Source organism: Pseudomonas sp. FYR_2, assembly GCF_043106425.1.
GTDB classification, from domain to species: Bacteria; Pseudomonadota; Gammaproteobacteria; order Pseudomonadales; family Pseudomonadaceae; genus Aquipseudomonas; species Aquipseudomonas monteilii.
The window spans coordinates 529305-555159 of record NZ_JBICMM010000012.1; the positions used below are offsets into that span (position 1 = coordinate 529305).

30 protein-coding genes are annotated in these 25855 nt (G+C 62.4%); 18 read left to right on the plus strand and 12 right to left on the minus strand.

Annotated elements, in window-relative coordinates; translation table 11 throughout:
* Positions 1-107 precede the first annotated feature (107 nt).
* Positions 108-1019 carry an oxygen-dependent coproporphyrinogen oxidase gene (hemF, locus tag ACF8R4_RS04340; RefSeq protein WP_104833667.1) on the plus strand — a complete coding sequence of 304 codons (912 nt, stop codon included), beginning with the start codon at positions 108-110 and terminating at the stop codon, positions 1017-1019.
* A gap of 25 nt (positions 1020-1044) precedes the next feature.
* The gene (gene aroE, locus ACF8R4_RS04345; RefSeq protein WP_223625223.1) at positions 1045-1869 is read left to right on the plus strand and encodes a shikimate dehydrogenase; all 825 of its coding nucleotides are present in this window, start codon (positions 1045-1047) and stop codon (positions 1867-1869) included.
* 43 nt (positions 1870-1912) lie between these two features.
* Here aroE and ACF8R4_RS04350 read toward each other — a convergent pair whose 3' ends face one another.
* The 3 genes from ACF8R4_RS04350 to betC all read right to left on the minus strand — a co-directional run bounded on the left by ACF8R4_RS04350 (position 1913) and on the right by betC (position 6051).
* Complete coding sequence (locus ACF8R4_RS04350) at positions 1913-3478, minus strand: SulP family inorganic anion transporter (RefSeq protein WP_060499856.1); 1566 nt, start codon at positions 3476-3478, stop codon at positions 1913-1915.
* Positions 3479-3595: 117 nt separating this feature from the next.
* Entirely contained in the window at positions 3596-4519 is a 924-nt protein-coding gene (gene choX, locus ACF8R4_RS04355) for a choline ABC transporter substrate-binding protein (protein WP_104833664.1), read from the minus strand.
* Between the two features lie 14 nt (positions 4520-4533).
* Positions 4534-6051: a choline-sulfatase gene (gene betC, locus ACF8R4_RS04360; protein WP_104833663.1), complete on the minus strand. Its 1518-nt coding sequence runs from the start codon at positions 6049-6051 to the stop codon at positions 4534-4536.
* 108 nt (positions 6052-6159) lie between these two features.
* On the opposite strand from betC, the gene ACF8R4_RS04365 reads away from it, so the two are divergent.
* Positions 6160-7059, plus strand: a complete 900-nt coding sequence (locus ACF8R4_RS04365) for a choline sulfate utilization transcriptional regulator (RefSeq protein WP_060499853.1) — start codon at positions 6160-6162, stop codon at positions 7057-7059.
* Positions 7060-7082: 23 nt separating this feature from the next.
* Complete coding sequence (locus ACF8R4_RS04370) at positions 7083-7415, plus strand: DOPA 4,5-dioxygenase family protein (RefSeq protein WP_060499852.1); 333 nt, start codon at positions 7083-7085, stop codon at positions 7413-7415.
* A 120-nt stretch (positions 7416-7535) separates the two neighbouring features.
* Here ACF8R4_RS04370 and trpA read toward each other — a convergent pair whose 3' ends face one another.
* A complete protein-coding gene (gene trpA / locus ACF8R4_RS04375) occupies positions 7536-8345 on the minus strand; it encodes a tryptophan synthase subunit alpha (protein ID WP_060499851.1) in 810 nt (269 codons plus the stop codon).
* The gene (gene trpB, locus ACF8R4_RS04380; RefSeq protein WP_015268451.1) at positions 8342-9559 is read right to left on the minus strand and encodes a tryptophan synthase subunit beta; all 1218 of its coding nucleotides are present in this window, start codon (positions 9557-9559) and stop codon (positions 8342-8344) included. The genes trpA and trpB overlap by 4 nt, the downstream gene beginning before the upstream one ends.
* Before the next feature lie 110 nt (positions 9560-9669).
* Here trpB and ACF8R4_RS04385 point away from each other — a divergent pair, with 110 nt between their 5' ends.
* The gene (locus ACF8R4_RS04385) at positions 9670-10566 is read left to right on the plus strand and encodes a LysR family transcriptional regulator (RefSeq protein ID WP_060499850.1); all 897 of its coding nucleotides are present in this window, start codon (positions 9670-9672) and stop codon (positions 10564-10566) included.
* Here the strand turns inward: ACF8R4_RS04385 and ACF8R4_RS04390 are convergent.
* Positions 10563-10886, minus strand: coding sequence for a YqjD family protein (locus tag ACF8R4_RS04390; protein ID WP_016712811.1), 324 nt, complete (start codon positions 10884-10886; stop codon positions 10563-10565). The two genes, ACF8R4_RS04385 and ACF8R4_RS04390, sit on opposite strands and share 4 nt — an antisense overlap.
* A 150-nt stretch (positions 10887-11036) precedes the next feature.
* Between ACF8R4_RS04390 and ACF8R4_RS04395 the strand changes: the two genes are divergently transcribed.
* Positions 11037-11252 carry a dodecin gene (locus tag ACF8R4_RS04395; protein ID WP_003253076.1) on the plus strand — a complete coding sequence of 72 codons (216 nt, stop codon included), beginning with the start codon at positions 11037-11039 and terminating at the stop codon, positions 11250-11252.
* A gap of 101 nt (positions 11253-11353) precedes the next feature.
* Positions 11354-11575 carry a DUF1161 domain-containing protein gene (locus tag ACF8R4_RS04400; protein WP_019098081.1) on the plus strand — a complete coding sequence of 74 codons (222 nt, stop codon included), beginning with the start codon at positions 11354-11356 and terminating at the stop codon, positions 11573-11575.
* Between the two features lie 38 nt (positions 11576-11613).
* On the opposite strand, the gene ACF8R4_RS04405 is transcribed toward ACF8R4_RS04400, so the two are convergent.
* Positions 11614-12618: an LLM class flavin-dependent oxidoreductase gene (locus tag ACF8R4_RS04405; RefSeq protein WP_060499849.1), complete on the minus strand. Its 1005-nt coding sequence runs from the start codon at positions 12616-12618 to the stop codon at positions 11614-11616.
* 154 nt (positions 12619-12772) lie between these two features.
* On the opposite strand from ACF8R4_RS04405, the gene ACF8R4_RS04410 reads away from it, so the two are divergent.
* Both ACF8R4_RS04410 and ACF8R4_RS04415 read left to right on the plus strand, forming a co-directional pair.
* The gene (locus ACF8R4_RS04410; RefSeq protein WP_016712814.1) at positions 12773-13198 is read left to right on the plus strand and encodes an OsmC family protein; all 426 of its coding nucleotides are present in this window, start codon (positions 12773-12775) and stop codon (positions 13196-13198) included.
* Between the two features lie 73 nt (positions 13199-13271).
* Positions 13272-13505, plus strand: coding sequence for a DUF1161 domain-containing protein (locus ACF8R4_RS04415; protein WP_060499848.1), 234 nt, complete (start codon positions 13272-13274; stop codon positions 13503-13505).
* A gap of 35 nt (positions 13506-13540) precedes the next feature.
* Here the strand turns inward: ACF8R4_RS04415 and ACF8R4_RS04420 are convergent, their stop codons facing one another.
* Both ACF8R4_RS04420 and ACF8R4_RS04425 read right to left on the minus strand, forming a co-directional pair.
* Complete coding sequence (locus ACF8R4_RS04420) at positions 13541-13954, minus strand: hypothetical protein (RefSeq protein ID WP_104833661.1); 414 nt, start codon at positions 13952-13954, stop codon at positions 13541-13543.
* Between the two features lie 55 nt (positions 13955-14009).
* Complete coding sequence (locus ACF8R4_RS04425; protein ID WP_104833660.1) at positions 14010-14423, minus strand: hypothetical protein; 414 nt, start codon at positions 14421-14423, stop codon at positions 14010-14012.
* An 85-nt stretch (positions 14424-14508) separates the two neighbouring features.
* On the opposite strand from ACF8R4_RS04425, the gene ACF8R4_RS04430 reads away from it, so the two are divergent.
* Positions 14509-15582, plus strand: coding sequence for an aminopeptidase (locus ACF8R4_RS04430; protein WP_392491744.1), 1074 nt, complete (start codon positions 14509-14511; stop codon positions 15580-15582).
* Between the two features lie 43 nt (positions 15583-15625).
* On the opposite strand, the gene ACF8R4_RS04435 is transcribed toward ACF8R4_RS04430, so the two are convergent.
* Positions 15626-16276, minus strand: coding sequence for an HAD family hydrolase (locus ACF8R4_RS04435; protein WP_060499873.1), 651 nt, complete (start codon positions 16274-16276; stop codon positions 15626-15628).
* 20 nt (positions 16277-16296) lie between these two features.
* Entirely contained in the window at positions 16297-16845 is a 549-nt protein-coding gene (locus ACF8R4_RS04440) for a gamma carbonic anhydrase family protein (RefSeq protein ID WP_016712820.1), read from the minus strand.
* A gap of 66 nt (positions 16846-16911) precedes the next feature.
* Here ACF8R4_RS04440 and prlC point away from each other — a divergent pair, with 66 nt between their 5' ends.
* From prlC to ACF8R4_RS04475, 7 genes are all read left to right on the plus strand, one after another.
* The gene (gene prlC / locus ACF8R4_RS04445) at positions 16912-18999 is read left to right on the plus strand and encodes an oligopeptidase A (protein ID WP_164524000.1); all 2088 of its coding nucleotides are present in this window, start codon (positions 16912-16914) and stop codon (positions 18997-18999) included.
* The gene (locus ACF8R4_RS04450; RefSeq protein ID WP_060499843.1) at positions 18996-19277 is read left to right on the plus strand and encodes a YheV family putative zinc ribbon protein; all 282 of its coding nucleotides are present in this window, start codon (positions 18996-18998) and stop codon (positions 19275-19277) included. Before prlC ends, ACF8R4_RS04450 begins: the two co-directional genes overlap by 4 nt.
* A gap of 110 nt (positions 19278-19387) precedes the next feature.
* Positions 19388-19537 (plus strand): hypothetical protein, encoded by a 150-nt coding sequence (locus ACF8R4_RS04455; protein WP_156342164.1) that lies wholly within the window; start codon positions 19388-19390, stop codon positions 19535-19537.
* Positions 19534-19686, plus strand: coding sequence for a M3 family metallopeptidase (locus tag ACF8R4_RS04460; protein WP_256219278.1), 153 nt, complete (start codon positions 19534-19536; stop codon positions 19684-19686). Before ACF8R4_RS04455 ends, ACF8R4_RS04460 begins: the two co-directional genes overlap by 4 nt.
* 107 nt (positions 19687-19793) lie before the next feature.
* On the plus strand, positions 19794-20852 hold the full coding sequence (locus ACF8R4_RS04465) for a PA0069 family radical SAM protein (protein ID WP_060499842.1): 1059 nt from the start codon (positions 19794-19796) through the stop codon (positions 20850-20852).
* Positions 20853-21125: 273 nt separating this feature from the next.
* The gene (locus ACF8R4_RS04470; protein ID WP_060499841.1) at positions 21126-21845 is read left to right on the plus strand and encodes a carbonic anhydrase; all 720 of its coding nucleotides are present in this window, start codon (positions 21126-21128) and stop codon (positions 21843-21845) included.
* A gap of 190 nt (positions 21846-22035) precedes the next feature.
* A complete protein-coding gene (locus ACF8R4_RS04475) occupies positions 22036-23568 on the plus strand; it encodes a SulP family inorganic anion transporter (protein ID WP_392491748.1) in 1533 nt (510 codons plus the stop codon).
* Between the two features lie 130 nt (positions 23569-23698).
* On the opposite strand, the gene ACF8R4_RS04480 is transcribed toward ACF8R4_RS04475, so the two are convergent.
* Positions 23699-24340, minus strand: a complete 642-nt coding sequence (locus ACF8R4_RS04480) for a hypothetical protein (RefSeq protein WP_060499839.1) — start codon at positions 24338-24340, stop codon at positions 23699-23701.
* A gap of 369 nt (positions 24341-24709) precedes the next feature.
* Between ACF8R4_RS04480 and coxB the strand changes: the two genes are divergently transcribed.
* Positions 24710-25837, plus strand: a complete 1128-nt coding sequence (gene coxB, locus ACF8R4_RS04485; protein ID WP_104833655.1) for a cytochrome c oxidase subunit II — start codon at positions 24710-24712, stop codon at positions 25835-25837.
* The last annotated feature ends 18 nt before the right edge of the window (positions 25838-25855 follow it).

The following is a 25855-nucleotide window of genomic DNA, read 5'->3' on the forward strand; positions in this document are numbered from 1 at the left end:
AAGGCCTTCTATCGGACGCCTTTGCTTGATCGCCGTCAACTGCGGCGCGCGCGCTGGCGGTGGTATGCTACGCGGCGAATTCTTCCCTGCCCGTTCCTGGTGACCCGATGACTAGCCGCACCGAGGCCGTGAAAGCCTACCTGCTCGACCTGCAAGACCGCATCTGCTCTGCCCTCGAAACAGAAGACGGCGGCGCCCGCTTCGTCGAGGACGCCTGGGTGCGCGAAGCCGGTGGCGGGGGCCGCACGCGGGTGATCGGCGACGGCAAGGTGATCGAGAAAGGCGGGGTCAACTTTTCCCATGTGTTCGGTGCGGGTCTGCCGCCCTCGGCGAGTGCCCACCGCCCTGAGCTGGCGGGCCGTGGCTTCGAGGCCTTGGGCGTGTCGCTGGTGATTCACCCGCACAACCCGCATGTGCCCACTTCTCACGCCAACGTGCGCTTCTTTATCGCCGAAAAGGAAGGTGAAGAAGCCGTGTGGTGGTTCGGTGGTGGCTTCGACCTGACCCCGTACTACGGCAATGAAGAAGACTGCATCCACTGGCACCGCGTGGCCGAGCAGGCCTGCGCGCCGTTCGGCGCCGACGTGTACCCGCGCTACAAGGCCTGGTGCGACCGCTACTTCCACCTCAAGCACCGGGGTGAGCCACGCGGCATTGGCGGGCTGTTCTTCGATGACTTGAACGAGTGGGATTTCGACACCTGCTTCGCCTTCATCCGCGCCATCGGCGATGCCTACGTCAACGCCTATCTGCCGATCATCCAGCGCCGCAAGGACACGCCCTACACCCCGCAGCAGCGCGAGTTTCAGGAATATCGTCGCGGTCGCTACGTGGAGTTCAACCTGGTCTACGACCGTGGCACCCTGTTCGGCCTGCAGTCTGGTGGCCGTACCGAGTCCATCCTCATGTCGCTGCCGCCGCAGGTACGTTGGGGCTACGACTGGAAGGCTGCGCCCGGCAGCGAAGAAGCTCGCCTGACCGAGTACTTCCTGCAAGACCGCGACTGGCTTGGCCAGTAAGCCTGTGGACAACCAAGGAGCCGCCATGGACCAGTACGTCGTTTTCGGTAACCCCATCGGCCACAGCAAGTCGCCGCTGATCCACCGCCTGTTCGCCGAGCAGACCGGCCAGGACCTGGAATACGCCACCCTGCTGGCGCCACTGGACGAGTTCAGCGATTGCGCGCGCGGCTTCTTCAAGCAAGGCAGTGGCGGCAACGTCACGGTGCCGTTCAAGGAAGAGGCCTACCGCCTGTGCGACAGCCTGACCCCGCGTGCCCAGCGCGCTGGCGCAGTGAACACGCTGAGCAAGCTGGCTGATGGCACCCTGCAGGGCGACAATACCGATGGCGCTGGCCTGGTGCGCGACTTGACGGTGAATGCCGGGGTCGAGCTTGCCGGTAAGCGCATTCTCATCCTGGGGGCCGGTGGCGCCGTGCGTGGCGTGCTGGAGCCGATACTGGCGCACCAGCCGCAGTCGCTGGTGATTGCCAACCGTACCGTGGAAAAAGCCGAGCAACTGGCACATGAGTTCGATGAACTGGGGCCGGTAGTGGCCAGTGGGTTTGCCTGGTTGCAGGAGCCGGTGGATGTAATCATCAATGCCACCTCGGCGAGCCTGGCCGGTGAATTGCCGCCGATTGCGGATAGCCTGGTCGAGGCGGGGCGTACGGTTTGCTACGACATGATGTATGGCAAGGAGCCGACGCCGTTTTGCCAATGGGCTACCAAGCTGGGTGCGGCCAAGGTGCTGGATGGGTTGGGGATGCTGGCGGAGCAGGCGGCTGAAGCCTTCTTTATCTGGCGTGGGGTTCGGCCGGATACGGCGCCGGTTTTGGCTGAACTGCGCCGGCAACTGGCTCGAGGCTGAGATTGTCGGGGCCGCAAAGCGGCCCCAAGATCTCAACCCAACCTCACTCTTCAAACCGTATCGGGCACAACGCCACCCCTTCCAGCTTCTGCAATTCCTCGATCACCTGCGGCCTGGCCCGGTGCAGGGTCAAACTCCCGCCCAACCGCCGCAACCGCCGCGCCTCGCGGTGCAACATATCCACACCCGAGTAATCGATAAAATTCACCTGCCGCGCATCGATCACCACATGCGGCCCTTGGCAACGCTGCAAGCGCACCTGCAGGTAATGCGCCGCACCAAAGAAGATCGACCCGCCCACCCGCAATACATCCGCATCACCTTCACGGCTCTGCTGTACCCGTGGCCGTGACGTGCGCTTCAGATAGAAGAACAGCGACGCCAGCACCCCGGCATATATCGCCGTCTGCAATTCCAGCAGCAAGGTCGCCGCCGCCGTCAGTGCCATTACCAGAAACTCCGAGCGGCTGACCCGGAACAGCGCGCGAATCCCCCGATGGTCCACCAACCCCCAACAGATCAGCAAAATGCTGCCGGCCATGGCGGGTATCGGCAGGTGTGCGATCAACCCGGCGCCGGTAACGGCGAACAACGCTACCCACAGCGCCGAAAACACCCCGGCCATGGGCGAGCGGGCACCCGCTTCATAGCTCAGGCCCGAGCGGGTGAAGGAGCCGGCAGAAAGGTAACCGGAGAAAAACGCCCCTGCGATGTTCGACAGGCCCTGCGCACGTATTTCCTGATCCGGGTCGATCAGCTGTTCTGAGCGTGCCGAGAGAGAGCGGGCAATCGACAGGCTGGTGACCAGCCCCAGCATGCCCACTGCCACGGCGCTGGGCAGCAGGCGCAGCAACAGTTCCACGTCCAGCAGGGGCAGCGGGCTAAAGGGGGGAAGTTGCCCGGTGAAGGCCGCTACTCGTGGTACATGGCCAAAGAAGCCCGGCAACAGCCACGCCAGCAGGCTGACCAGGATCAGGCTTATCAACAGGCTCGGCCAGCGTGGGCGCCAGAGTTTCAAGGTCACGCCGAGCAGCACGGTGGCCAGGCCAAGCACCAGTGAAGGCAGGTCGACTTCTCCGGCGTGGCTGGCCAGATCCTGCACGGTCTTCAGTGCAGTAGCCTGGCTGGGCAAGTCCATGCCCAGCAGGTTGGGCATCTGACCCAGGGCAATGACGATGGCAGCACCCAGCGTGAAACCGAGCACGACGGAATGGGAGACGAAATTGACCAGCGCGCCAAACCGCAAAAGCCCCAGCAGTAGCTGGAAGATGCCGCCGAGGAACGTCAGCAGCAGCACCAGGGTGATGTAATCGGCGCTGCCCGCCACGGCCAGCGGGCTGATGCTGGCGTAGAGGACGATGGAAATGGCAGCGGTCGGGCCGCAGATCAGGTGCCAGGATGAACCCCATAAGCAAGCGATCAGCACCGGCACGATGGCGGCGTACAGGCCATATTCGGCGGGCAGGCCGGCGATCAGGGCGTAGGCGATGGATTGCGGCAGGGCAAGGATGGCACCGCTCAGGCCCACCAGCAGGTCCTGGCGCAGGCTGCGGCCCGATTGGCGGGGGAGCCAAGTGAGGAAGGGCAGCAGGTGGATGATGCGATGCATGGGTTACCCAGATTCCTAGAGGTGCACTGTCCTCCCTGTGGGAGCGGGTTCACCCGCGAATGCGTCTGTGGCCCAACCATCGCATTCGCGGGTGAACCCGCTCCCACAGGGATCGGTTTACAGCTTTTTATCTACTGCTTGGCGGGCATCGGCGCCACTTTTTGTGGTCACCCCAGCCAGCCACCCATCCAGCAACTCGGGATGCGTCTTCACCCAAGCCCTGGCCGCATCATCAAAACTGATCTTCTTGTCCACAACCTCAGCCATGATGCTGTTTTCCATGTCCAGCGTGAACCTAAGGTTACCCAACAGCTTCGCCGCATTCGGGCAGGCTTGTGGATAACCCTTGCGGGTCAGCGTATACACCTCGCCTTTGCTGCCGAACCACTTCTCCCCGCCGGTCAGGTAATGCATCTTCAGCTTCACGTTCATCGGGTGCGGTGTCCAGCCGAGGAAGGTAATGAACTGCTGCTTCTTCACTGCCCGGTCGACCTGCGCCAGCATCGCCTGCTCACTGGACTCCACCAGCTTCCACTGACCAAGGTTGAATTCATTCTTATCGATGATTCCCTTCAGTGACAGATTGGCCGGTGCGCCGGAGCCGATGCCATACAGCTTTTTGTCGAACTGGTCGGCGTGCTTCTGCAGGTCGGCAAAGTCTTTCACCCCGGCATTCCACACATAGTCGGGCACCGCCAGGGTAAACTCTGTTCCCTCCAGGTTGCGTGACAGCTGCTGCACATCGCCGTTGGCGATGAACTTGTCATGGAAACCCTGCTGGGCTGGCATCCAGTTGCCAAGGAAGGCGTCGACACGGCCATCCTTCAAGCCACCGTAGATGATCGGTACGGCCAGGCTGTCGATTTTCACCTGGTAGCCCAGGCTTTCCAGTAATAGGCGGGCCACGGCATTGGTCGAAGCGATATCGCTCCAGCCGGGGTCGGCCATTTTCACGGTGCTGCATTGCGCGTCGCTGTCGGCGGCGTGGGCCGTGGCGGCGCCCAGGGCCAGGGCGAATACTGCGGTGGAGAACGTGTGCATGGCGGCCTCTCTTCTCAATCCATGGGTGCGGGCTGTGGATAACGTGCCTTGCGCTCGAGGTCGTCGAGATCGATGTGGTTGCGCATGTACTGTTGGCTGGCGTCCACCAGCGGTTGGTGGTCCCAGCTTTTCAGCTTGCCGATGGCCAGCGCTTCGGCCACCAGGCGGCGGCGGCGCTGGCTGGCCAGCACCTGCTGGCGCAGGCTGGGGATATCCCAACGCTGCTGTGCTTCATCGACCAATGCCTGCAGCAGCGCTTGGTGGTCCGGGCTGCCGGTGAGGTTCTCCCGCTCGTGCGGGTCGCGGCTCAGGTCATAGAGTAGGCATGGGTCGTCTTCGCTGTACACGAACTTGTACGGCCCACGGCGGATCATCATCAGCGGGCCGACGGTGCCTTCGGCCATGTATTCGCCGATCACTTCGTCGTGGCCGCCCTGCCCTTGCAGGTGGTTTACCAGCGAGCGGCCATCCAGGTGCAGGTGGTTATCCACAGCGCCGCCAGCGAGTTCGACCAGGGTTGGCAACAGGTCGCAGGTGGAAACCGAGGCACTGATCCGGCTTGCTGCGAAGCGCTTCGGCGCATGAACCAGCAATGGCACCCGTGCCGACATCTCGAACCAGTGCATTTTGTACCAGAGGCCCCGCTCGCCGAGCATGTCGCCGTGGTCGCCGGAGAACACGATCACGGTATCGTCTGCCAGGTTGCATTCCTCCAGGGTTTGCAGCAGCTGGCCGATGTTGTCGTCGATGTAGCTGCAGGCGCCAAAGTAGGCGCGGCGGGCATCGCGGATCTTTTCCACAGGCAGCGGTTTGTTCCACAGGTCGTAGACCTTGAGCAGGCGCTGAGAGTGCGGGTCGAGTTCCGACTGGCTGAACCCGGCGTGGGGCATGGGGATATCCACAGCCTCGTAGCGGTCCCAGTAGCGCTTGGGGATGGTGTACGGGTCGTGCGGGTGGGTCATGGACACGGTCAGGCAGAACGGCCGGCCATCGCTCTCGCGCACATGGTCGTACAGGTACTGGCGCGCCTTGAACACCACCTCTTCGTCGAAATCCAGCTGGTTGGTGCGCACGCATGGGCCAGCCTGCAGCACCGAGGACATGTTGTGGTACCAGCTGGGGCGCACATCCGGGTCGTCCCAGTTCACTGCCCAGCCGTAGTCGGCGGGGTAGATATCGCTGGTAAGGCGTTCTTCATAGCCGTGCAGCTGGTCCGGGCCGCAGAAGTGCATCTTGCCCGACAGTGCCGTGCGGTAGCCCAGCCGGCGCAGGTAATGGGCATAGGTTGGCACGTCTGCGGGGAAGTCGGCGGCGTTGTCGTAGGCGCCTATGCGGCTGGGCAACTGGCCGCTGACCAGGGTGAAGCGCGACGGCGCGCACAGCGGGCTGTTGCAGTAGGCCGAGTCGAACACCACCGCCTGCTCGGCCAGGCGGCTAAGGTGCGGCATCTGGATGGGCGAAGGGGCGTAGATCGGCAGCAAAGGTGCGGCCATCTGGTCGGCCATGATGAACAGGATATTCGGGCGCGTCATGGTGGCTTCCATCGTTGAGGGTTATGCGAACCGCTTGCCTACCAAGATGCGACTGTGGCTAACATGGGTAAAGCCCATGGCGGGCAATGACTGGGATTAGCCAAGCTTATGTTTGAGCACATCGCCGAGCTGTCACTGGATACCTTGCGCGTGTTCGAGGCGGCAGCACGTCTGCGCAGCTTTACTGCCGCCGCGCTGGAGCTGGGTACCACACAACCGGCCGTGAGCCAGCAGGTTAAGCGCCTGGAAGCGCAGTTGGGCACGCGCCTGTTCGACCGGATCTACCGGGGCATCGAGCTGACCGAAGCCGGACAGGTGCTGTTCGAGCAGGTGCATCAGGGTTTGCAGGCGATGGATGATGGCATTGCCCAAGTCAGCGGGCGTGGCCAGCGCGAAGTGCTGCAGGTGGCCACCGACTTTGCTTTTGCGGCGTTTTGGCTGATGCCCCGATTGCAGCGCTTTCACGAAGCTTATCCACAGGTGGATGTGAGCCTGGTGACCGGTGAGCGCAGCCAGGGCATGTTGCGGCCGGACATCGATGTGGCGGTGCTGTTTGGCGATGGGCGCTTTCACCAGGGCGAAAGCCGCTGGCTGTTCGATGAGGAAGTGTTCCCGGTGTGCAGCCCCCGCCTGACCCATGGAAAACCCTTTTCAGCCGTGGCTTTGCAACAGTTGCCCCTGTTGCATTTGAAGGGCGAGCAGGCCAGCCGCTGGTTCGATTGGGCGGGGGTGTTTCGCGGGTTTGGCGTGGCCAGTCCGCCACCTGCGGGGCAGTTGCGCTTTGACAACTACACCTTGCTGATCCAGGCGGCGATTGCCGGTCAGGGTGTGGCGATTGGTTGGCGGCACCTGGTGGATGGCCTGGTGGATCAAGGCTTGCTATGTCGGCCATTAGAGGGGAGCCTGACGTCGAGTCGGGGCTATTTTCTGGTTTTGCCACCGCGCAAGCGGCGCGGGGCGTTGATCGAGCGGTTCGTCAGCTGGCTGGAGCAGGAGCGCAGTGGCTGATGGCGGTGTAATCGGGAGTTATCGTGCAAAGAATCAAGGGTTACCACGCACATGTTTATTACGACGCGGCAACGATGGATCAGGCACGTGAGCTGTGTGAGGAGGCGGCGCGGCTGTTCCCTGTGACCATGGGGCGTATGCACCAGAAGCCGGTTGGGCCGCACCCGGACTGGAGTTGCCAGCTGGCGTTCGAGCCGGAATTTATCGGGGTGGTGTTGCCTTGGTTGGCGCTGTACCGCAAGGGGTTGGTGGTGTTCATGCACCCGCTCACCGGGGATGAGCTGGCGGATCACCGGGACCATGCGATCTGGATGGGGGCTGTGCGGCCTTTGGATCTGTCAATTTTTGGTGGGTAAATCTCAGTTGCCTGTGATGACCTCATCGCCGGCAAGCCCGCTCCCACAAGTCCTCCACAAAATTCAGCATCTGTGTAGTCCCTGTGGGAGCGGGCTTGTCCGCGAAGAAGGCGATGCGGTTTAGCGACGAGCGGCGCGCACGCCTTCTGCCAATGCCGAGCACAAGCTCAACACATCATTCACTGCCTGGTCGGCACTAGTGGCCTGGGCAATTTTGTCGACCAGCGCCGACCCCACCACCACACCATCCGCCAAGCGGGCGATGTTCGCGGCCTGCTCCGGCGTACGAATGCCGAAACCAACGCTGATCGGCAAATCGGTATGCCGACGCAGGCGGGCAATGGCCTCGGTCACGTGCTCGGTGGTCGCCGAGCCGGCACCGGTTACACCCGCCACCGACACGTAGTAGACGAACCCGGAGCTGCGCTCCAGCACGCGCGGCAGGCGCGCATCGTCGGTGGTCGGGGTGGTCAGGCGGATGAAGTCGATGCCGGCGGCCTGGGCCGGGGTAGCCAATTCGGCATCATGCTCTGGCGGCAGGTCGACAATGATCAGGCCATCTACCCCGGCTTGCTTGGCTTCAGCCACGAACTTTTCCACGCCAAAGCGGTGGATCGGGTTGTAGTAGCCCATCAGCACGATCGGCGTGGTGTGGTTATCCACACGGAATTCGCGAACCATCTGCAGGGTCTTGGCCAGCGTCTGGCCAGCTTCCAGGGCGCGCAGGGTGGCCAGCTGGATGGCCACGCCGTCGGCCATCGGGTCGGTGAACGGCATGCCCAGTTCGATCACGTCGGCGCCAGCGGCCGGCAGGCCCTTGAGGATCTGCAGCGAGGCGTCGTAGCCCGGGTCGCCTGCGGTGACGAAGGTGACCAGTGCCGAACGGCCTTCGGCTTTCAGTTCGGCGAAGCGTTGTTCAAGACGGCTCATGCCTGTTTCTCCTGGGCGGCCATGTGGTTCATGACGGTTTGCATGTCTTTGTCGCCGCGGCCCGACAGGCACACGACCATCAGGTGGTCCTTGGGCAGCTTCGGTGCGCGCTTGATCGCTTCGGCCAGGGCGTGGGAGCTTTCCAGGGCCGGGATGATGCCTTCCAGGCGGCAGGTGGCGTGGAACGCATCCAGCGCTTCGTCGTCGGTGATGCTGACGTACTCGACGCGCTTCACTTCGTGCAGGTAGGCGTGCTCAGGGCCGATGCCCGGGTAGTCCAGGCCTGCGGAAATCGAGTGGGCGTCGGTGATCTGGCCGTCTTCGTCCTGCAGCAGGTAGGTGCGGTTGCCGTGCAGCACGCCCGGTACACCGCCGTTCAGGCTGGCGGCGTGCTTGTCGGTGTGCACGCCGTGGCCACCGGCTTCGACGCCGATGATCTGCACGCTTGGCTCTTCGAGGAATTCATGGAACAGGCCCATGGCGTTGGAACCACCCCCCACGCAGGCAACCAGGCTGTCTGGCAGGCGGCCTTCTTTTTCTTGCAGCTGGGCGCGGGTTTCCTTGCCGATGATCGACTGGAAGTCACGGACCATGGCCGGGTACGGGTGTGGGCCGGCCACGGTACCGATCAGGTAGAAGGTGTCTTCGACGTTGGTGACCCAGTCGCGCAGGGCTTCGTTCATGGCGTCTTTCAGGGTGCCGGTGCCGGCCGTGACCGGGACGATCTCGGCGCCCAGCAATTTCATGCGGAACACGTTGGCCTGCTGGCGCTCGATGTCGGTGGCGCCCATGTAGATCACGCAAGGTAGACCGAAGCGGGCGGCGACGGTGGCGGTGGCCACGCCGTGCATGCCGGCGCCGGTTTCGGCGATCAGGCGCTTCTTGCCCATGCGCTTGGCCAGCAGCACCTGACCGATGCAGTTGTTCACCTTGTGTGCGCCGGTGTGGTTGAGCTCTTCACGCTTGAAGAAGATCTTGGCGCCGCCACAGTGTTCGGTCAGGCGCTCGGCGAAGTACAGCGGGTTCGGGCGGCCGATGTAGTCGCGCTGGAAGTAGGCCAGCTCTTCGAGGAACTTGGGGTCTGCCTTGGCCGCTTCGTATTCGCGGGCCAGGTCCAGCACCAGTGGCATCAGGGTTTCGGCCACGTAGCGGCCGCCGAACGAGCCGAACAGGCCGTTGGCGTCGGGGCCGGGGCGGTATTGGGACTGGGTCATGGGGCGCTCCAGGGCGTAATGGATGAGTGATGGGCTTTACTCTAACCACGGCAAGCCCGGCTGAAAACCGATAAGATTGCGCAAACTTGTCAGAAAAACTCACAGGTAAAATGGCCCACGACCTCCCTCCCCTCAACGCACTGCGGGCATTCGAAGCCACCGCCCGGCTGAACAGTGTCAGCCAGGCGGCCGAAGCCCTGCATGTTACCCACGGTGCCGTCAGCCGGCAGATCAAGGTGCTTGAAGAGCACTTGGGCGTGGCCCTGTTCGTCAAGGACGGGCGCGGCATCAAACTCACAGATGCCGGGGTGCGCCTGCGCGATGCCAGTGGCGAAGCCTTCGACCGGCTGCGCAGCGTGTGTGCCGAGCTCAGCCGTGATGTCAGCGAAGCGCCGTTCGTGTTGGGTTGCTCCGGTAGCCTGCTGGCGCGCTGGTTCATCCCACGGCTGGGGCGGCTACAGGCGGATTTGCCCGAGCTGCGCCTGCACCTGTCGGCGGGTGAAGGAGACCTCGACCCGCGACGACCCGGGCTGGACGCGCTGTTGGTGTATGCCGAGCCACCGTGGCCTGCGGACATGCAGGTGTATGTACTGGCCGAGGAACGTATCGGGCCAGTGGTGAGCCCCCATTACGCCGGCTTTGAACGCTTGCAGGGGGCGCCCGCCAAGGCGTTGCTGGGTGAAGCTCTGCTGCACACCACCTCGCGCCCGCAGGCCTGGCCCACCTGGGCGCTGGAACAGAGGCTGGACCCTGCAACCATTCACTATGGCCAGGCGTTCGAGCACCTGTATTACTTGCTGGAAGCCGCTGTGGCAGGTTTGGGTGTGGCGATTGCGCCACAGCCATTGGTCGCTGATGACCTGCGTGCGGGCCGCTTGAGTGCGCCGTGGGGCTTTTCCCCTACGCCTGCCGCGCTGGCGCTGTGGGTGCCCAGGCGCGCCGCAGACGGGCGCGCCGAGCAGTTGGCGCAGTGGCTACGTGCCGAATTGGCGCGGCAGAGCGCCTAGTTGCGTTTGCACATCAGGTAGGCCGCCAGCAGGCCCAGTGCGCCAATGGCCACGCCAGCGGTGGTGTACGGGTGTTCCTGGGCGTAGTCGCGGGTGGCGATGCCGGTCTGACGGGTGCGCTGTTTCACCTCTTCGTAGGCATCGCTCAGCAGGCTGCGCGAATGACGAAGGGCACTTTCAGCGTTGCTGCGGATTGCCTTCACCGACTTCTGGGACTCTTCCGACGCATCGTGCTTGAGGTTCTCCAGGCTTTTCAGAAGGCTCTCGATCTCCGCTTCCATGCTTTCCAGGGACGTTTTACGCAGCGAATTACGGTGCATGTTGACTCTCCTTTGCAGTATGGGCTGTAAGAAGTGCGACCGTTGGCTTGCGTGAAAGTGCGATCGAACTTTGTGCATGGGTGACGGTTCGCAGATAAACCAGGCCTGCGCTGCTAGGCTCAATTTCATCGTCACCCAAGGAGAGCGCTCATGACCGATCATCACACGTACAAGAAGATCGAACTGGTGGGGTCTTCGCCTACCAGCATCGAAGAGGCGATCAACAATGCCCTGGCCGAAGCGGGCAAGAGCATCAAGCACCTGGAGTGGTTCGAGGTGGTCGATACCCGTGGCCATATCCGCGATAACAAGGCCGCGCACTTCCAGGTCACGCTGAAAGTCGGTTTCCGTATCGCCAACAGCTGATGTTGCACCGGGGTAGATGATCCCGTCTTGATGGGGTATTTAGGAAGGGGGCGCCTTGGCGGGCGCCCTTTCTGATTTCATCTGCACAAGGAAAGCGATCGATGAACAAACTGATTCTGGCCCTGGGCCTGATGACCCTGGCTGGCGGTGCCATGGCGGCGGGCAAGCCGTGCGAAGAGCTGAAGGCGGAGATTGCGGCCAAGCTCGATGCCAAGGGCGTGAAGGGGTACACCCTGGAGATCGTCAACAAGGGGGACCCGGCGGGCAAGGTAATTGGTAGCTGCGAGGCCGGTACCAAGGAGATTGTGTACCGCCGCGGCTAACTGTGCTGGATTCTTCGCGGGCAAGCCCGCGAAGAAGTTCATGCGGTCTTCAAGGCCTGCGCCAACAGCTCATAAGATCTCACCCGGTCTGCATGTTCATACAGGTCACAGGTAAAGATCAGCTCATCCGCTCCGGTTTGCTCCAGCAGCACCTCCACCTTGGCCCGTACCTTCTGCGGGCTGCCGATCATCGCCAGGCCCAGGAAGCTGCCCACAGCATCCCGCTCATGGGGCAGCCACAATCCATCCATGCTTTCGACCGGCGGCTTTTGCATCAGGCTCTGCCCGCGAATCAGCGCCAGAATGCGCTGGTAAACCGAGGTAGCCAGGTACTCGGCCTTTTCATCGGTTTCGGCCACCACCATGGGGATGCCCAGCATCACATACGGCTTGTCCAGCGTGGTCGATGGTTTGAAGTGGTTGCGGTAAACGCGGATGGCCTCGTGCATGTAGCGCGGTGCGAAGTGCGAGGCGAAGGCATAGGGCATGCCGCGCATCCCGGCCAGCTGGGCGCTGAACAGGCTGGAGCCCAGCAACCACAGGGGTACGTCGGTGTCATGCCCCGGTACGGCGATCACTTTTTGATCATCGGTGCGTGGGCCGAGGTAGCGCGACAGCTCCTCGACATCGTCAGGGAAGTCGTCCGGGCCACCGGCGCGGTCGCGGCGCAAGGCGTAAGCCGTCATCTGGTCGGAACCTGGTGCACGGCCCAGTCCCAGGTCGATTCGCCCGGGGTACAGGCTGGCCAGGGTGCCGAACTGCTCGGCGATTACCAGTGGCGCGTGGTTGGGCAGCATCACTCCACCTGAGCCCACGCGAATGGTCGACGTCCCCCCGGCCAGGTAACCGATCAGCACCGAGGTGGCCGAACTGGCGATGCCGTCCATGTTGTGGTGCTCGGCCACCCAGAAGCGGTTGTAGCCAAAGCGCTCGACGTGTTGCGCCAGGTCCAGCGAATTGCGCAGCGATTGCGCCGGGCCGGCGTCGGCGCGCACGGGCACCAGGTCGAGGGTGGAAATCTTCAGGTCACGCAGCTGCGTCATTGGAGCCTCCGCAAAGGTGGTTGGCCAGCGGCCTTTTCAACTCTGTATGGGCACATTCGGGGGATTCAATGCTTGCCGTGCGATTGGTCTGAACTTGCTGCAGGCGACAGGCCTCTGAACCCATAAGCTCGTAACCGAAAGACTAGGAGGCAGCATGAAAAAGACAGCATCAGCGATCTGGCAAGGTGGCCTGAAGGACGGCACCGGCCTGCTTTCTACCGAAAGCGGCGCGCTCAAGCAGAACCCTTACGGCTTCAATACCCGTTTTGAAGGCTCGCCGGGCACCAACCCGGAAGAGTTGATTGGTGCAGCGCATGCGGGCTGTTTTTCGATGGCATTGTCGATGATGCTGGGCGAAGCCGGGCTTACTGCCGACCGGATCGACACCGCTGCCGAAGTGACGCTCGACAAGCTGCCCGATGGGTTTGCCATTACCGCCGTGCATCTGGTGCTCAGGGCGAAGGTGCCTGGTGCAAGCGAAGCGCAGTTTCTGGAGATAGCCAACAAGGCCAAGGAAGGGTGCCCCGTGTCCAAGGTGCTGAACGCGAAGATCAGCCTGGATGCCGCGCTGGTTGGCTGAAGCGGCGCAACGGTGGCGGTTTGCTGTAGTCTAACCAGCGTCGGCAGCACGCTGCCTCTTCAGGAGCCGTTCCATGATTCGCGTAGCAATCGCCGTGTTGGCTTCCCTGGTTGCCACCTCCACGTTGGCGGCAGTGAAACCGTGCGAGGAGCTGAAAGCCGAGATCGAGGCCAAGATCCAGGCGCAGGGCGTGCCTTCCTACACCTTGGAGATCGTGCCCAACAGCGAGGTCAAGGACCCGAATATGGTGGTCGGGACCTGCGATGGCGGGACGAAGAAGATCATCTACCAAAAGAATGACCAGTAGCTTTGAGACCCGGGGCTGCCTGGCAGCCCCGGCTTTCACGGAATACAGAACACTTCGCTAGGCTCGTTCACCAGCACCTTGCGGCTGGCGTCGTACAGCAGCACCTGCGGCTCCATCACCGGAGCCCGTGCCTCCAGGCGATAGCGCTCGCCGGCCTTGAAGTTGTCAAAGCGCACGGTCAGGTAGCAGGTGCGGTCCCGGGGCTGGCTCATGATGCCGCCGGAGTAGATCTCATAGTCGAAGCGCACCACCAGTTCGTGCTTGCCGGGCGTTACCTGGAAGTAACGGCCATCCTCCAGGCGTTTTCCGTCCAAGCGGTCGGCCATGATCACCCGGCCGGGGGTCATGGTGTAGAGGTCGACCCAGGCCTGCTTGGGGTCGACGGGCGGCAAGGGGCTGGCGCAAGCCCCCAGTGCACTGAGGGCGATCAGCATCATGGGCTGGCGCATGGCAAGACTCCCACTTGCGATGTACACGGTACAAGCATAGCGCCGTTTGCGGGGTTCAGGTGCGTTGGCAGCCTGCAGGCAGGCCTTGGCCGAGCAGTTTTTGCTGCTGGTCGTAAAGCTTGATCCAGGGGCGGAAGCCAATGCTGCCGGCTTGCAGCTGGTAGCGCTGCCCGGCGCTGAAGTCCTTGAAGGTCAGCTTGACCTGGCAATCGCGCCACAGCGGCTCATCGACCGGGCCGATATTGCTGGGGGTAACCGGAAACTGGTAGCGCACGGTCAGCTCGTGGCTGCCAGGTGGTACCTCAAAATAGCGGCTGTCGACCCACTCTCGTTCGTCGACCTGCACGGCGTGCAGCGACGTGTTGTCGTAGGGGGTGAGGTCGATCCAGGCCTGGTTCGGGTCCGGGTCTGGCAACGTTGAACAGGCACAAAGCAGCAACAGTGAACCGGCGACCAACAATGCACGCATGGCGAAACTCCCCCTTGGCGAGATAGTCTTGGAGTGAATCGGCCTTGAGCGAGTCAGACAGTCCCGGATGCTTCGACTTTTTCCTATGCAGCGCTCAGGCCCTGGGGCACTCGACCGCGTTTTCATTCGTTTGGTTCCCCTGCTGGCCGCGCTCCTGCTGAACGGTTGCAGCAGCGTTGCCTACTATGGGCAGTTGGCTGAGGGGCAGTGGCAATTGCTGCGTGCACGACAGCCTGTCGCGCAGGTGATAGCCGACCCGGCGACGCCCCCGCAATTACGAACGCACCTGGCGCACGCTGAACAGGCGCGGGTCTTCGCCAGCCAGCAGCTGAAGCTGCCGGATAACCGAAGCTACCGGGTGTACGCCGACATTGGCCGGCCTTATGTGGTGTGGAACGTCTTTGCCACGCCCGAGTTGTCGTTGCAGCCTGTTACGCACTGCTTCCCGATTGCGGGGTGCGTGGCGTATCGCGGCTACTACCAGCAAGGCGCGGCCCGTGGGGCGGCGGCGCTGATGCGGCAAGACGGGCTGGATGTGTACGTTGGCGGTGTGGAGGCGTACTCGACGCTGGGGTGGTTCGATGACCCGATTCTCTCTTCGATGGTGGGCTGGGGCGACGAGCGCCTGGCCACGCTGATCTTCCATGAACTGGCTCACCAGCGCTTTTATGTGCAGAACGACACCGAGCTCAACGAGTCGTTTGCCTCCTTCGTCGAGCAGGAAGGCACGCGGCAATGGCGCGTGGCGCGTGGGCTTGCCGCCATTGGCGGGGATCAGGGACAGCCGCGTGAGCAGTTCATCCGGCTGGTGCTGGCCAGCCGTGACCGGCTGCAGGCGATCTATGCAGGCCCATTGGATGAAGCGCACAAGCGGCAGGCCAAGCGGGCCGAGTTCGAGCGCTTGAGGCGCGAGTACCGGCAGGTGCGTGATGGCCAGTGGGGGGGTGACAAACGCTATGACGCCTGGGTGTATGGGCCGCTGAACAATGCCAAATTGTTGCCGTTCGGGCTTTATGACCAATGGGTGCCGGCGTTTGAGGCGCTGTTCCGCGAGGTGGGCAGGGATTGGGGGCGGTTTTATGAGCGGGTCGAGCAACTGGGGCGGTTGCCGATTGCTGACAGGAAGGCGGCGTTGCAGCGCTTGATGGTTAACCAGTGAGATTTTGGGGCCGCGATGGGCTGCAAAGCAGCCCCCAGGGCCATCAAGCCTTGAGAAATGCCTGATGCATTTCGGCCAAGGTCGCAAAGTGGTAGGCCGGTTCTTCCGCCTTCAACTCCTCTTGGCTACCAAACCCATACCCTACTGCCACGGCCTGCACGCCATTGCTGCGCGCGCCAATCAGGTCATGCTTGCGGTCGCCGATCATCAGCGTCTGTGCCGGGTCCAGCCCTTCTTCGTCCAGCAGGTGGCGAATCAGCTCGACCTTGTTGGTGCGGGTGCCGTCCAGCTCGCTGCCGTAGATCACCTTGAAGTGGTGGTCGAAGGCGAAGTGCCGGGCGATTTCACGGGCGAACTCCCAGGGTTTGGAGGTGGCGATGTACAGCGTGCGGCCTTGCCCGTTCAGGGCTTCAAGCAACTCCGGCACACCCTGGAACACCAGGTTCTCGTACAGGCCGGTGACGCGGAAGCGCTCCCGGTAGAAGTTCACCGCCTCCCAGGCCTTGGCTTCGTCGAAGCCGTAGAACTGCATGAAGGCTTGCAGCAAGGGTGGGCCAATGAAGTGCTCCAGGCGGGTCAGGTCCGGTTCATCGATACCCAGCTTGGCCAGGGCGTACTGGATCGAGCGGGTGATGCCCAGGCGTGGGTCGGTCAGGGTGCCGTCGAGGTCGAAAAGGATGTTTTGCTGGTACATGTTCGTCTCGGTAATCGGGATCATTCCGGTTGGTCGTAGCCTTCGGCCAGGTGCTGGTCCTTGAGCTTCACGTAGTTGCCGGCGCTGTAGGAGAAGAAGGCGCGCTCGTTGTCGTTCAGCAGGCGCGCCTGTTTCACCGGGCTGCCCATGTACAGGTAGCCACTGACCAGGCGTTTGCCGGGCGGCACCAGGCTGCCGGCGCCGATGATCACTTCGTCCTCGACGATGGCGCCGTCCATGATGGTGCTGCCCATGCCGACCAGGATGCGGTTGCCCAGGGTGCAGCCGTGCAGCATCACTTTGTGGCCGATGGTCACTTCGTCGCCGATGATCAGCGGGAAACCGTCCGGGTTGAAAGGGCCGGCATGGGTGATGTGCAGCACGCTGCCATCCTGCACGCTGGTGCGTGCGCCGATGCGGATGCGGTGCATGTCGCCGCGCACCACGGTCAACGGCCAGACCGAGCTGTCTTCGCCAATCTCCACATCGCCCAGCACTACCGCCGAACGGTCGATAAAGGCCCGTGATCCAACTTTCGGAGTGTGTTGCTGGAAGCTTCGGATGGCCATGATAGCGTCTCTCATCTGTGCCGATAGGCAGGCTGCCTGCTGCGGTCGGCGTCGATTGTAATTAAGATGGGGCAGTGTTTCTTCTGCCAAGGTATCCAAACCGTGACTGCGAACAACCCGCTTTTGCAATCCCACGATCTGCCGCCCTTCTCGCAAATCCGTGCCGAACACGTGTTGCCGGCGATCGAAGCGATCCTGGCCGACAACCGTAAAGCCATTGCCGAGATCCTCGAAAAACAGGGCAAGCACCCCTCCTGGGCTGGCCTGGTGCTGGCCATGGATGAACTGAACGACCGCCTGGGCGCAGCCTGGAGCCCGGTCAGCCACCTGAATGCGGTGTGCAACAGCGCTGAACTGCGCGAGGCCTATGAGTCATGCCTGCCGGCGTTGAGCGCCTACTCGACCGAACTGGGCCAGAACCGTGCGCTGTTCGAAGCCTACCAGGCCTTGATCGACAGCCCGCAAGCCGCAAGCTTCGACGTGGCGCAGAAGACTATCCTCGAGCACGCCCTGCGTGACTTCCGCCTGTCGGGTATCGACCTGCCGGCAGACAAGCAGCAGCGTTACGCCGAAGTGCAGAGCAAGCTCAGCGAGCTGGGTAGCCGCTTCTCCAACCAGCTGCTCGATGCTACCCAGGCCTGGACCAAGCATGTCACTGACGAAGCCGCGCTGGCTGGCCTGACCGACTCGGCCAAGGCGCAGATGGCCGCCGCGGCCCAGGCCAAGGGCCTCGACGGCTGGCTGATCACCCTGGAATTCCCCAGCTATTACGCAGTCATGACCTACGCCAGCGACCGCGCTTTGCGCGAAGAGCTGTACGCCGCCTACTGCACCCGCGCCTCGGACCAGGGCCCGAACGCCGGCCAGTTCGACAACGGCCCGGTGATGCAGGAAATCCTCGGCCTGCGCCAGGAGCTGGCCGAGCTGCTGGGCTACAAGAACTACGCCGAGCTGAGCCTGGCCACCAAGATGGCCGAGTCCAGCGACCAGGTGCTGAACTTCCTGCGTGACCTGGCCAAGCGTTCCAAGCCGTTTGCCGCCCAGGACCTGGAACAGCTGAAGGCCTACGCCGCCGATCAAGGCTGCCCTGAGCTGGCCAGCTGGGACGCCGGCTACTTTGGCGAGAAGCTGCGCGAGCAACGCTACAGCGTGTCGCAGGAAGCCCTGCGTGCTTACTTCCCGATCGACAAGGTGCTGAACGGCCTGTTCAGTATCGTGCAGTGCCTGTATGGCATCGAAATCGCGGAGCTCAAGGGCTTCGACAGCTGGCACCCGGATGTGCGCCTGTTCGAGATCAAGGAAAACGGCCAGCACGTCGGTCGCTTCTTCTTCGACCTGTACGCCCGCGCCAACAAGCGCGGCGGCGCCTGGATGGACGGCGCCCGTGACCGTCGTCGCACTGCCGCTGGTGAGCTGCAGAGCCCGGTGGCCAACCTGGTGTGCAACTTCACCCCGGCCGCACCCGGCAAGCCGGCACTGCTGACCCACGATGAAGTCACCACCCTGTTCCACGAGTTCGGCCATGGCCTGCACCACATGCTGACCCGCATCGAGCATGCCGGTGTCTCCGGCATCAACGGCGTGGCCTGGGACGCGGTCGAGCTGCCGAGCCAGTTCATGGAAAACTGGTGCTGGGAGCCGGAAGGCCTGGCGCTGATCTCCGCCCACTACGAAACCGGCGCCCCCCTGCCCCAGGACCTGCTGGACAAGATGCTGGCGGCGAAGAACTTCCAGTCGGGCATGATGATGGTGCGCCAGCTGGAGTTCTCGCTGTTCGACTTCGAACTGCATGCCACCCATGGCGACGGCCGCAGTGTGCTGCAGGTGCTCGAAGGGGTGCGCGACGAGGTGTCGGTGATGCGCCCACCGGCGTACAACCGCTTCCCTAACAGCTTTGCGCACATTTTCGCGGGCGGTTACGCAGCCGGCTACTACAGCTATAAGTGGGCTGAAGTGCTGTCGGCCGACGCCTTCTCGCGTTTCGAGGAAGAAGGCGTGCTGAATGCCGAAACTGGCCGCGCGTTCCGTGAGGCGATCCTGGCCCGTGGTGGTTCGCGCGAGCCAATGGAGCTGTTTGTCGACTTCCGTGGGCGTGAGCCTTCCATCGATGCGTTGCTGCGCCACAGTGGCCTCACCGAGAGCGCTGCAGCATGAGCGAGGTAGCCGTGATCAAGACCAAGAAGCGCTTCATTGCTGGGGCGGTATGCCCGGCGTGCAGCGAGCCTGACAAGCTGATGATGTGGAGCGAAGACGACACCCCGCACCGCGAGTGTGTTGCCTGTGGCTTCACCGATACCCTCAACGAGCAGGGGCTTTCGGTGCCCAAGGAGCTTGGCACCCGGGTTAATCACCTGGCGCCGAAGGCTTCGCCGGCCAAGGTACAGACGGTGCAGTTCTTCCCGAATCCGAAGCTGAAGAAACCGGCTGAGTAATGCTGTGGTGCCACCCGGGTGCAAGGCCCGGGTGGTAGATAGTCAGGCCTGCTGGCCTACGCTGGCCATGCACGCTCTCTTGCTCCTTTCCACGAGCAAAGTGACGCGCCATGGACAACCCCCTGCTGCAAGCTAGCCACATCCCCGTCGATTACCCTTCCGTCACCCTTGAAAACATGCGTGCGGCTTTCGACCATGTGCTACTGGCGCATGAGCAAGGGATCGAGCGCATGATCCGTGATCCTTCGACCACCTGGTGAATGGTTACGATGCGGGTTACTACGCCTACCTGTGGTCGGATGTGCATGCCTTTGACGTGTTCACGCGCTTCGAGGCCTGCGCTGTTATCCCCAGGCGCATCGCGCCCATTGCGCGAAGGCATCAAGGTGTTCCTTGGTCGGCAATCTGACCAGGCAGCGCACCTGAGCTGGCATGGCCTGAAGTAGCCAGACCAGAGGTGCTGGAAAGATTCTGGCGCGCATTATACTGTATATAGATACAGTATAGAGGTGAGCCATGATTCCGCCAGCACCGCTAAAGGGCCGTGGCACGGCGCACAACCCCCATAACCGCTTTGCCCCGAGCCATTCGGTGGCAGTGGATGATGGTTGGTACCAGGAAGTGCCACAGACGCAAGGCACTGAAGTGCGGGTCGAGACCGCCAAGTCGGTGATCAGTCGTAACACCTCGCCAGACCTGCCCTTCGATCGTTCCATCAACCCTTACCGTGGCTGCGAGCATGGTTGCATCTACTGCTATGCCCGCCCCTCGCACGCCTATTGGGACCTTTCCCCCGGCCTCGATTTCGAGACCAAGCTGATTGCCAAGACCAACGCCGCCGAGGTGCTTGCGCAACAATTGAGCAAACCGGGCTACGTGTGCGCGCCGATCAACCTGGGCTCCAATACCGATCCTTACCAACCGATCGAGCGGGAGCACATGCTCACCCGGCGCCTGCTTGAGGTATTGCTGCGTTTTCGCCATCCGGTGACCATTGTCACCAAGGGTTCGCTGGTGTTGCGTGACCTCGACCTGCTGGCCGAGCTGGCCCGCCAGCGCCTGGCGCGGGTAATGATCAGCCTGACCACGCTGGACGATGATCTCAAGCGGGTGCTGGAGCCACGCGCGGCCTCTCCCGGCGCCCGGTTGAGGGCCATCCGGGTATTGCGCGAAGCGGGTGTGCCGGTGGGTGTGTTGTGTTCGCCGATGATTCCGATGATCAACGACAGCGAACTGGAACGCCTGTTGGAGGCTGCCAGGGAAGCCGGCGCGCAGAGCGCGGCCTACATGATGCTGCGCCTGCCGCTGGAAGTGGCGCCACTGTTCGAGCAGTGGCTGCAGGACCATTACCCGCAACGGGCGGCGCATGTACTGAGCCTGATCCGCCAGAGCCGGGGCGGCGAGCTGTACGACAGCCGGTTTGGTACCCGCATGCGCGGTGAAGGGGTGTTTGCCGAGCTGTTGGCCCAGCGTTTTGCCAAGGCCATGAAGCGGCTGAACTTTGAGGGGCGGGAAGCGCAGGCACTGGATTGCTCGGCATTCTGCCCACCGGGGGGCCAGATGGCGTTGTTCTGATGGCTGCAACTCAGCTAATAACACCCAATAATTTTGCTAATCCATATTGGCAACTGATGCTTTTTTGCTATTATCCAGATCCCGCCTTTCTTGTCTGGAACGCCCGTTCTAGAGCCTTCGAATTAAGTTTCAGTTAAGTTTTCCCCGCTAGCGTAGTAAATCAGTCCACACCGACTGTGATCAATGGCCCGTGCGTGTCATCTAAATCCCTGCATAGCCAGAATCTTTCACCGGTAAAATGGATTTACCTACACACCGTCAAGAGGATGAATCATGCCCGTCAAGGACCCATCCAAGGTCGTCCCGCAGGTCCCCGCGGAAAGCGCCGATGCTGCCCTGAAGCACATCGTCGACGGCTTCCTGCGCTTTCACCATGACGTCTTCCCCGAGCAGCAAGAGCTGTTCAAGAAGCTCGCCACCGCGCAAACGCCACGCGCCATGTTCATCACCTGTGCCGACTCGCGCATCGTCCCCGAGCTGATCACCCAGAGCTCGCCAGGCGACCTGTTCGTGACCCGTAACGTCGGTAACGTGGTACCGCCTTATGGCCAGATGAATGGTGGTGTATCGAGTGCGATCGAGTACGCCGTACTTGCACTGAAAGTGCACCACATCATCGTGTGTGGCCACTCCGACTGCGGCGCAATGCGTGCGGTACTGAACCCGCAATCGCTGACCAAGATGCCAACCGTTTCCGCCTGGTTACGCCATGCAGAAGTGGCGCGTACCGTGGTCGAGAACAACTGCTCGTGCGGTAGCGAACACGAGACGATGCAGGTACTGACCAAGGAAAACGTCATCGCCCAATTGCATCACTTGCGTACCCACCCTTCGGTTGCCTCGCGCCTGGCAGCCGGTGAGCTGTACATCCATGGCTGGGTCTACGACATCGAGACCAGCAAGATCGAAGCTTACGATGCCGCCAGCGACAGCTTCCTGCCCCTGGCTGCTGGCGAGCCGGTCCCCTGCGCTACCCCGAGAGGCCGCTACTAAGCGACCCATCCACCGCTAGAACCTTGATAGCCGGCTGCACCCTTCAGGGTGTGGCACGGCCTTCTGCTGCCTTGAATTCCCTGACTGCCCTGCCGGCACGCTCGCTGGCGGCCCGCGCCTGCACGCTCGTCAGGGGCAAACGTGCCCACGGCCAGGGGAATGGCCGTGTGACTGAGAATGGAGAAACACGGTGAACATTACACAGTTGAAAGCGGCCCTGCCGCGTGAGTTGTTGGCGTCGGTGGTGGTCTTTCTGGTGGCCTTGCCGTTGTGTATGGGCATTGCGATCGCCTCGGGCATGCCGCCGGCCAAAGGCCTGATTACCGGCATTATCGGCGGCATTGTCGTGGGTTTCCTCGCCGGTTCGCCGCTGCAAGTCAGCGGCCCGGCTGCCGGCCTGGCAGTGCTGGTGTTCGAGCTGGTGCGCCAACATGGCATGGCCATGCTTGGGCCGATTTTGCTGTTGGCCGGGGTGCTGCAGCTGCTGGCCGGGCGCCTGCGCCTGGGGTGCTGGTTCCGCGTTACTGCGCCAGCGGTGGTGTACGGCATGCTGGCGGGGATTGGCGTGCTGATCGTGCTGTCGCAAGTGCATGTCATGTTCGACACCGCGCCCCAGCCTTCCGGTATGCAGAACCTGGTGGAGTTCCCGGCAACCGTGGTCGCAGCCCTGCCACAGGAAAGCGCCGGTACCGGCTGGATGGCCGGTGCGCTGGGCCTGGGTACCATCGCCATCATGTGGGGCTGGGAGCGCTTGCGGCCGCAGCGGCTGCGCTTCGTCCCGGGTGCCCTGCTGGGTGTTGCGGCGATGACCGGCATCAGTATGTGGCTGGCCTTGCCGGTCAACCGAGTGCAAGTACCGGCAGACCTTTCCCAGGCCATCGACTGGATCCGCCCGGATGACCTGATGCAGCTGGCCGACCCTACCCTGCTGGTCGCTGCCTTCGCCCTGGCCTTCATTGCCAGTGCGGAAACCCTGCTGTCGGCTGCGGCGGTGGACCGCATGCACAGCGGCCAGCGCTCGGACTTCGACCGTGAGTTGTCGGCCCAGGGGATCGGCAACATGCTCTGCGGTGTGTTGGGTGCTTTGCCGATGACGGGTGTGATCGTGCGCAGCTCGGCCAATGTGCAGGCGGGGGCACAGACACGGGCATCGGCGATCTTCCATGGCTTGTGGCTACTGGCGTTCGTGGTGGTGTTGAGCAGCGTGCTGCAGCAGATTCCGGTGGCGAGTCTGGCGGGTGTGCTGGTGTTCACCGGGGTCAAGCTGGTTGATTTCAAGGCGTTTCGAGGTTTGGGCCGTTATGGCCGCATGCCGATGTTTACCTACGCGGCGACAGCGCTGGCGATCATCTTTACCGACCTGCTGACCGGCGTGCTGCTGGGCTTTGCCCTGACTCTGCTGAAACTGGCGTTCAAGGCGGCGCGGCTGAAGATCAACTTGGTGGGCCTGGAGAAGGCTGGGCATATGGAGCTGCGGTTAAGTGGTGCGGCAACGTTCCTGAAGGTGCCGGCGCTGACCCAGGTGCTGGATACCGTACCGGCGGGCACTACGTTGCATGTGCCGTTGGGTAACCTGAGCTACATCGACCATTCGTGCCTTGAGCTGCTGGAGGACTGGAACCGCAGTAATGCGGCCAATGGGTCGCGGTTGCTGATAGAACAGCGACGGTTGAAGCGGCGGATCGAGGGGCGGTTGCGCACTACTGCGGGGGTTGGGGCATAGAGCCGAGGGATTAGTTGTCTGATCTGGCCCTTTCGCGAGCACGCCCGTTCCCACAGGATTGCGCTTTAGCTCAAACCAGCGCAGAACCTGTGGGAGCGGGCGTGCCCGCGAAGAGGCCGGAACAGGATAATCAGGCCGGTTGGCCGAGCTCGACACCCAGCTGCCGAGACAGGCACGGCCAGCGCTTCCACGCCTCGCCGGTCGCCGGGCTGCTTAGCTTCTCGCGATAAGCCTCCACTGACTCCACCGCAAAACTCTCGTCATTGAGCATTTCGTCAACCGAGTGATGCACCACTTCATCCAGCTGGTTGGCAAATTCCTCGCCGATCAACTGGTGGGCAATCAGGTTGGCGACGGTGGTGTCGACCGGGATCAGCGGCTGCTGGAAGTGACGGATGTACAAGTCATTCACTTCCTCCACCAGCCGGTGCGCCAGATAGGCCTCGTCCAGCAGGCAGTCCAGGCCCACATGCCCTTCCATCACACTGGGCGGCTGCAGGAAGTAGGCTTCGGCAATTTTCAGTACCGGTTTGATCTGCGACTCGATCCCGGCCTCGCGGGCAACCGCATGTGCGGCCTCCAGCAGTTCCGGTACCTGGTCGATGTAGGCGCTGACGAAGCGCGCCAAAGTACCCTGGGCGTCCTGCTCGGGCAGCTGGATCGAGGGGTGCAGGTGGGGCAGTTGCAGCTCGAGACGCTGTTTCAATTGGCCAGTCTGGCCTTCGTGTTGATGGGCTTGGCTTACCTGCTCGCGTACAGCAGCGATGTTCATGACAACTCCAGGGACATTACGTTTCAAACGGAAGACACTAAATTAGCTCGGTATACAGAATACCTAAGACCTATTTGTTATAAATTTCGCAAACGTGTGCGCTCTCAGGTATATCAAGGTGCCATTATTGCGTCATACCCTCTCAAGCGTGCGGTTTTCAGGCAATTTGGCCATTTCGTGAAGTTCATTTCACAGGCTTCATTGCGTGCCATTGGTCGCTGTCTATACTCCCGGTGAACGTGATTCGTTGATGAGGCCCGACTGCTTTTAGCAGGGGCTCGGTCGTCGAAGCCAGGCAGTCTTGACCGCCGTTCCCTCTTGCCGCAGGCCACGCCTCCGGGACAACAAGAATTAGAAGGGGAACCCGCAATGATGCGACATCCACATGTCTGGATGGGCCTCCTGTTGTGGTCGGTTTTTGGTCAGGCCAATGCGGCCTGGACCGTGAACATGCACCCGGGGGCGACGGATGTCTCCAACGCCGTCTTCGACTTGCACATGACCATCTTCTGGATCTGCGTGATCATCGGCATCGTGGTATTCGGCGCGATGTTCTGGTCGATGGTCATCCACCGCCGTTCCACCGGCCAGCAGGCCGCGCATTTCCACGAGCATACCTGGGTGGAAATCCTCTGGACCGTGGTGCCCTTCCTGATTCTGGTGGCCATGGCCATCCCGGCCACCAAGACCCTGATCGACATCTACGACGCCAGCGAGTCGGACATCGACATTCAGGTCACCGGCTACCAGTGGAAGTGGCACTACAAATACCTGGGCCAGGACGTGGAGTTCTTCAGCAACCTGGCCACCCCCGCTGACCAGATTCACAACAAGGCCCCCAAAGACGAGCACTACCTGCTCGAAGTCGACCAACCGCTGGTGCTGCCGGTAGGTGCCAAAGTGCGCTTCCTGGTAACAGCCGCCGACGTTATCCACTCCTGGTGGGTGCCGGCTTTTGCGGTCAAGCGCGATGCCATCCCCGGCTTCGTCAACGAAGCCTGGACCCGTATCGAAAAGCCCGGCATCTACCGTGGCCAGTGCACCGAGCTGTGCGGTAAGGATCACGGTTTCATGCCGGTGGTGGTCGAGGTGAAATCCAAGGCCGACTACGACACCTGGCTGGGTGAGCGCAAAGCCGAAGCCGCCAAGCTCAAGGAGCTGACCAGCAAGGAATGGACCCTGGAAGAACTGGTAGAGCGTGGCGACAAGGTCTACCACACCACTTGCGTGGCCTGTCACCAGGCCGAAGGCCAGGGTCTGCCGCCGATGTTCCCGGCGCTAAAGGGCTCGAAGATCGCAACCGGGCCGAAGGAAGGCCACTTGAGCATCGTCTTCCACGGCAAGCCAGGCACCGCCATGGCGGCGTTCGGCAAGCAGCTCTCGGAAGTGGACATTGCCGCCGTGGTGACCTACGAGCGCAACGCCTGGGGCAACAACAAGGGCGACATGGTCACGCCGAAGGACGTGCTGGCGCTGAAGCAGGCAGAAGCCAAGTGAACCGGGTTACTCGCGGCA

Coding starts and splice junctions, on each gene's coding strand:
- hemF (WP_104833667.1), top strand. CDS start 108: ATGACTAGCCGCACCGAGGCCGTGAAAGCCTACCTGCTCGACCTGCAA.
- ACF8R4_RS04480 (WP_060499839.1), bottom strand. CDS start 24,340: ATGAACATCGCTGCTGTACGCGAGCAGGTAAGCCAAGCCCATCAACAC.
- ACF8R4_RS04395 (WP_003253076.1), top strand. CDS start 11,037: ATGACCGATCATCACACGTACAAGAAGATCGAACTGGTGGGGTCTTCG.
- ACF8R4_RS04430 (WP_392491744.1), top strand. CDS start 14,509: ATGCAGCGCTCAGGCCCTGGGGCACTCGACCGCGTTTTCATTCGTTTG.
- ACF8R4_RS04400 (WP_019098081.1), top strand. CDS start 11,354: ATGAACAAACTGATTCTGGCCCTGGGCCTGATGACCCTGGCTGGCGGT.
- ACF8R4_RS04405 (WP_060499849.1), bottom strand. CDS start 12,618: ATGACGCAGCTGCGTGACCTGAAGATTTCCACCCTCGACCTGGTGCCC.
- coxB (WP_104833655.1), top strand. CDS start 24,710: ATGATGCGACATCCACATGTCTGGATGGGCCTCCTGTTGTGGTCGGTT.
- ACF8R4_RS04385 (WP_060499850.1), top strand. CDS start 9,670: ATGGCCCACGACCTCCCTCCCCTCAACGCACTGCGGGCATTCGAAGCC.
- ACF8R4_RS04450 (WP_060499843.1), top strand. CDS start 18,996: ATGAGCGAGGTAGCCGTGATCAAGACCAAGAAGCGCTTCATTGCTGGG.
- ACF8R4_RS04410 (WP_016712814.1), top strand. CDS start 12,773: ATGAAAAAGACAGCATCAGCGATCTGGCAAGGTGGCCTGAAGGACGGC.
- trpB (WP_015268451.1), bottom strand. CDS start 9,559: ATGACCCAGTCCCAATACCGCCCCGGCCCCGACGCCAACGGCCTGTTC.
- trpA (WP_060499851.1), bottom strand. CDS start 8,345: ATGAGCCGTCTTGAACAACGCTTCGCCGAACTGAAAGCCGAAGGCCGT.
- ACF8R4_RS04420 (WP_104833661.1), bottom strand. CDS start 13,954: ATGCGCCAGCCCATGATGCTGATCGCCCTCAGTGCACTGGGGGCTTGC.
- aroE (WP_223625223.1), top strand. CDS start 1,045: ATGGACCAGTACGTCGTTTTCGGTAACCCCATCGGCCACAGCAAGTCG.
- ACF8R4_RS04440 (WP_016712820.1), bottom strand. CDS start 16,845: ATGGCCATCCGAAGCTTCCAGCAACACACTCCGAAAGTTGGATCACGG.
- ACF8R4_RS04470 (WP_060499841.1), top strand. CDS start 21,126: ATGCCCGTCAAGGACCCATCCAAGGTCGTCCCGCAGGTCCCCGCGGAA.
- prlC (WP_164524000.1), top strand. CDS start 16,912: ATGGGGCAGTGTTTCTTCTGCCAAGGTATCCAAACCGTGACTGCGAAC.
- choX (WP_104833664.1), bottom strand. CDS start 4,519: ATGCACACGTTCTCCACCGCAGTATTCGCCCTGGCCCTGGGCGCCGCC.
- ACF8R4_RS04365 (WP_060499853.1), top strand. CDS start 6,160: ATGTTTGAGCACATCGCCGAGCTGTCACTGGATACCTTGCGCGTGTTC.
- ACF8R4_RS04415 (WP_060499848.1), top strand. CDS start 13,272: ATGATTCGCGTAGCAATCGCCGTGTTGGCTTCCCTGGTTGCCACCTCC.
- ACF8R4_RS04390 (WP_016712811.1), bottom strand. CDS start 10,886: ATGCACCGTAATTCGCTGCGTAAAACGTCCCTGGAAAGCATGGAAGCG.
- ACF8R4_RS04425 (WP_104833660.1), bottom strand. CDS start 14,423: ATGCGTGCATTGTTGGTCGCCGGTTCACTGTTGCTGCTTTGTGCCTGT.
- ACF8R4_RS04350 (WP_060499856.1), bottom strand. CDS start 3,478: ATGCATCGCATCATCCACCTGCTGCCCTTCCTCACTTGGCTCCCCCGC.
- ACF8R4_RS04455 (WP_156342164.1), top strand. CDS start 19,388: ATGGACAACCCCCTGCTGCAAGCTAGCCACATCCCCGTCGATTACCCT.
- betC (WP_104833663.1), bottom strand. CDS start 6,051: ATGACGCGCCCGAATATCCTGTTCATCATGGCCGACCAGATGGCCGCA.
- ACF8R4_RS04465 (WP_060499842.1), top strand. CDS start 19,794: ATGATTCCGCCAGCACCGCTAAAGGGCCGTGGCACGGCGCACAACCCC.
- ACF8R4_RS04435 (WP_060499873.1), bottom strand. CDS start 16,276: ATGTACCAGCAAAACATCCTTTTCGACCTCGACGGCACCCTGACCGAC.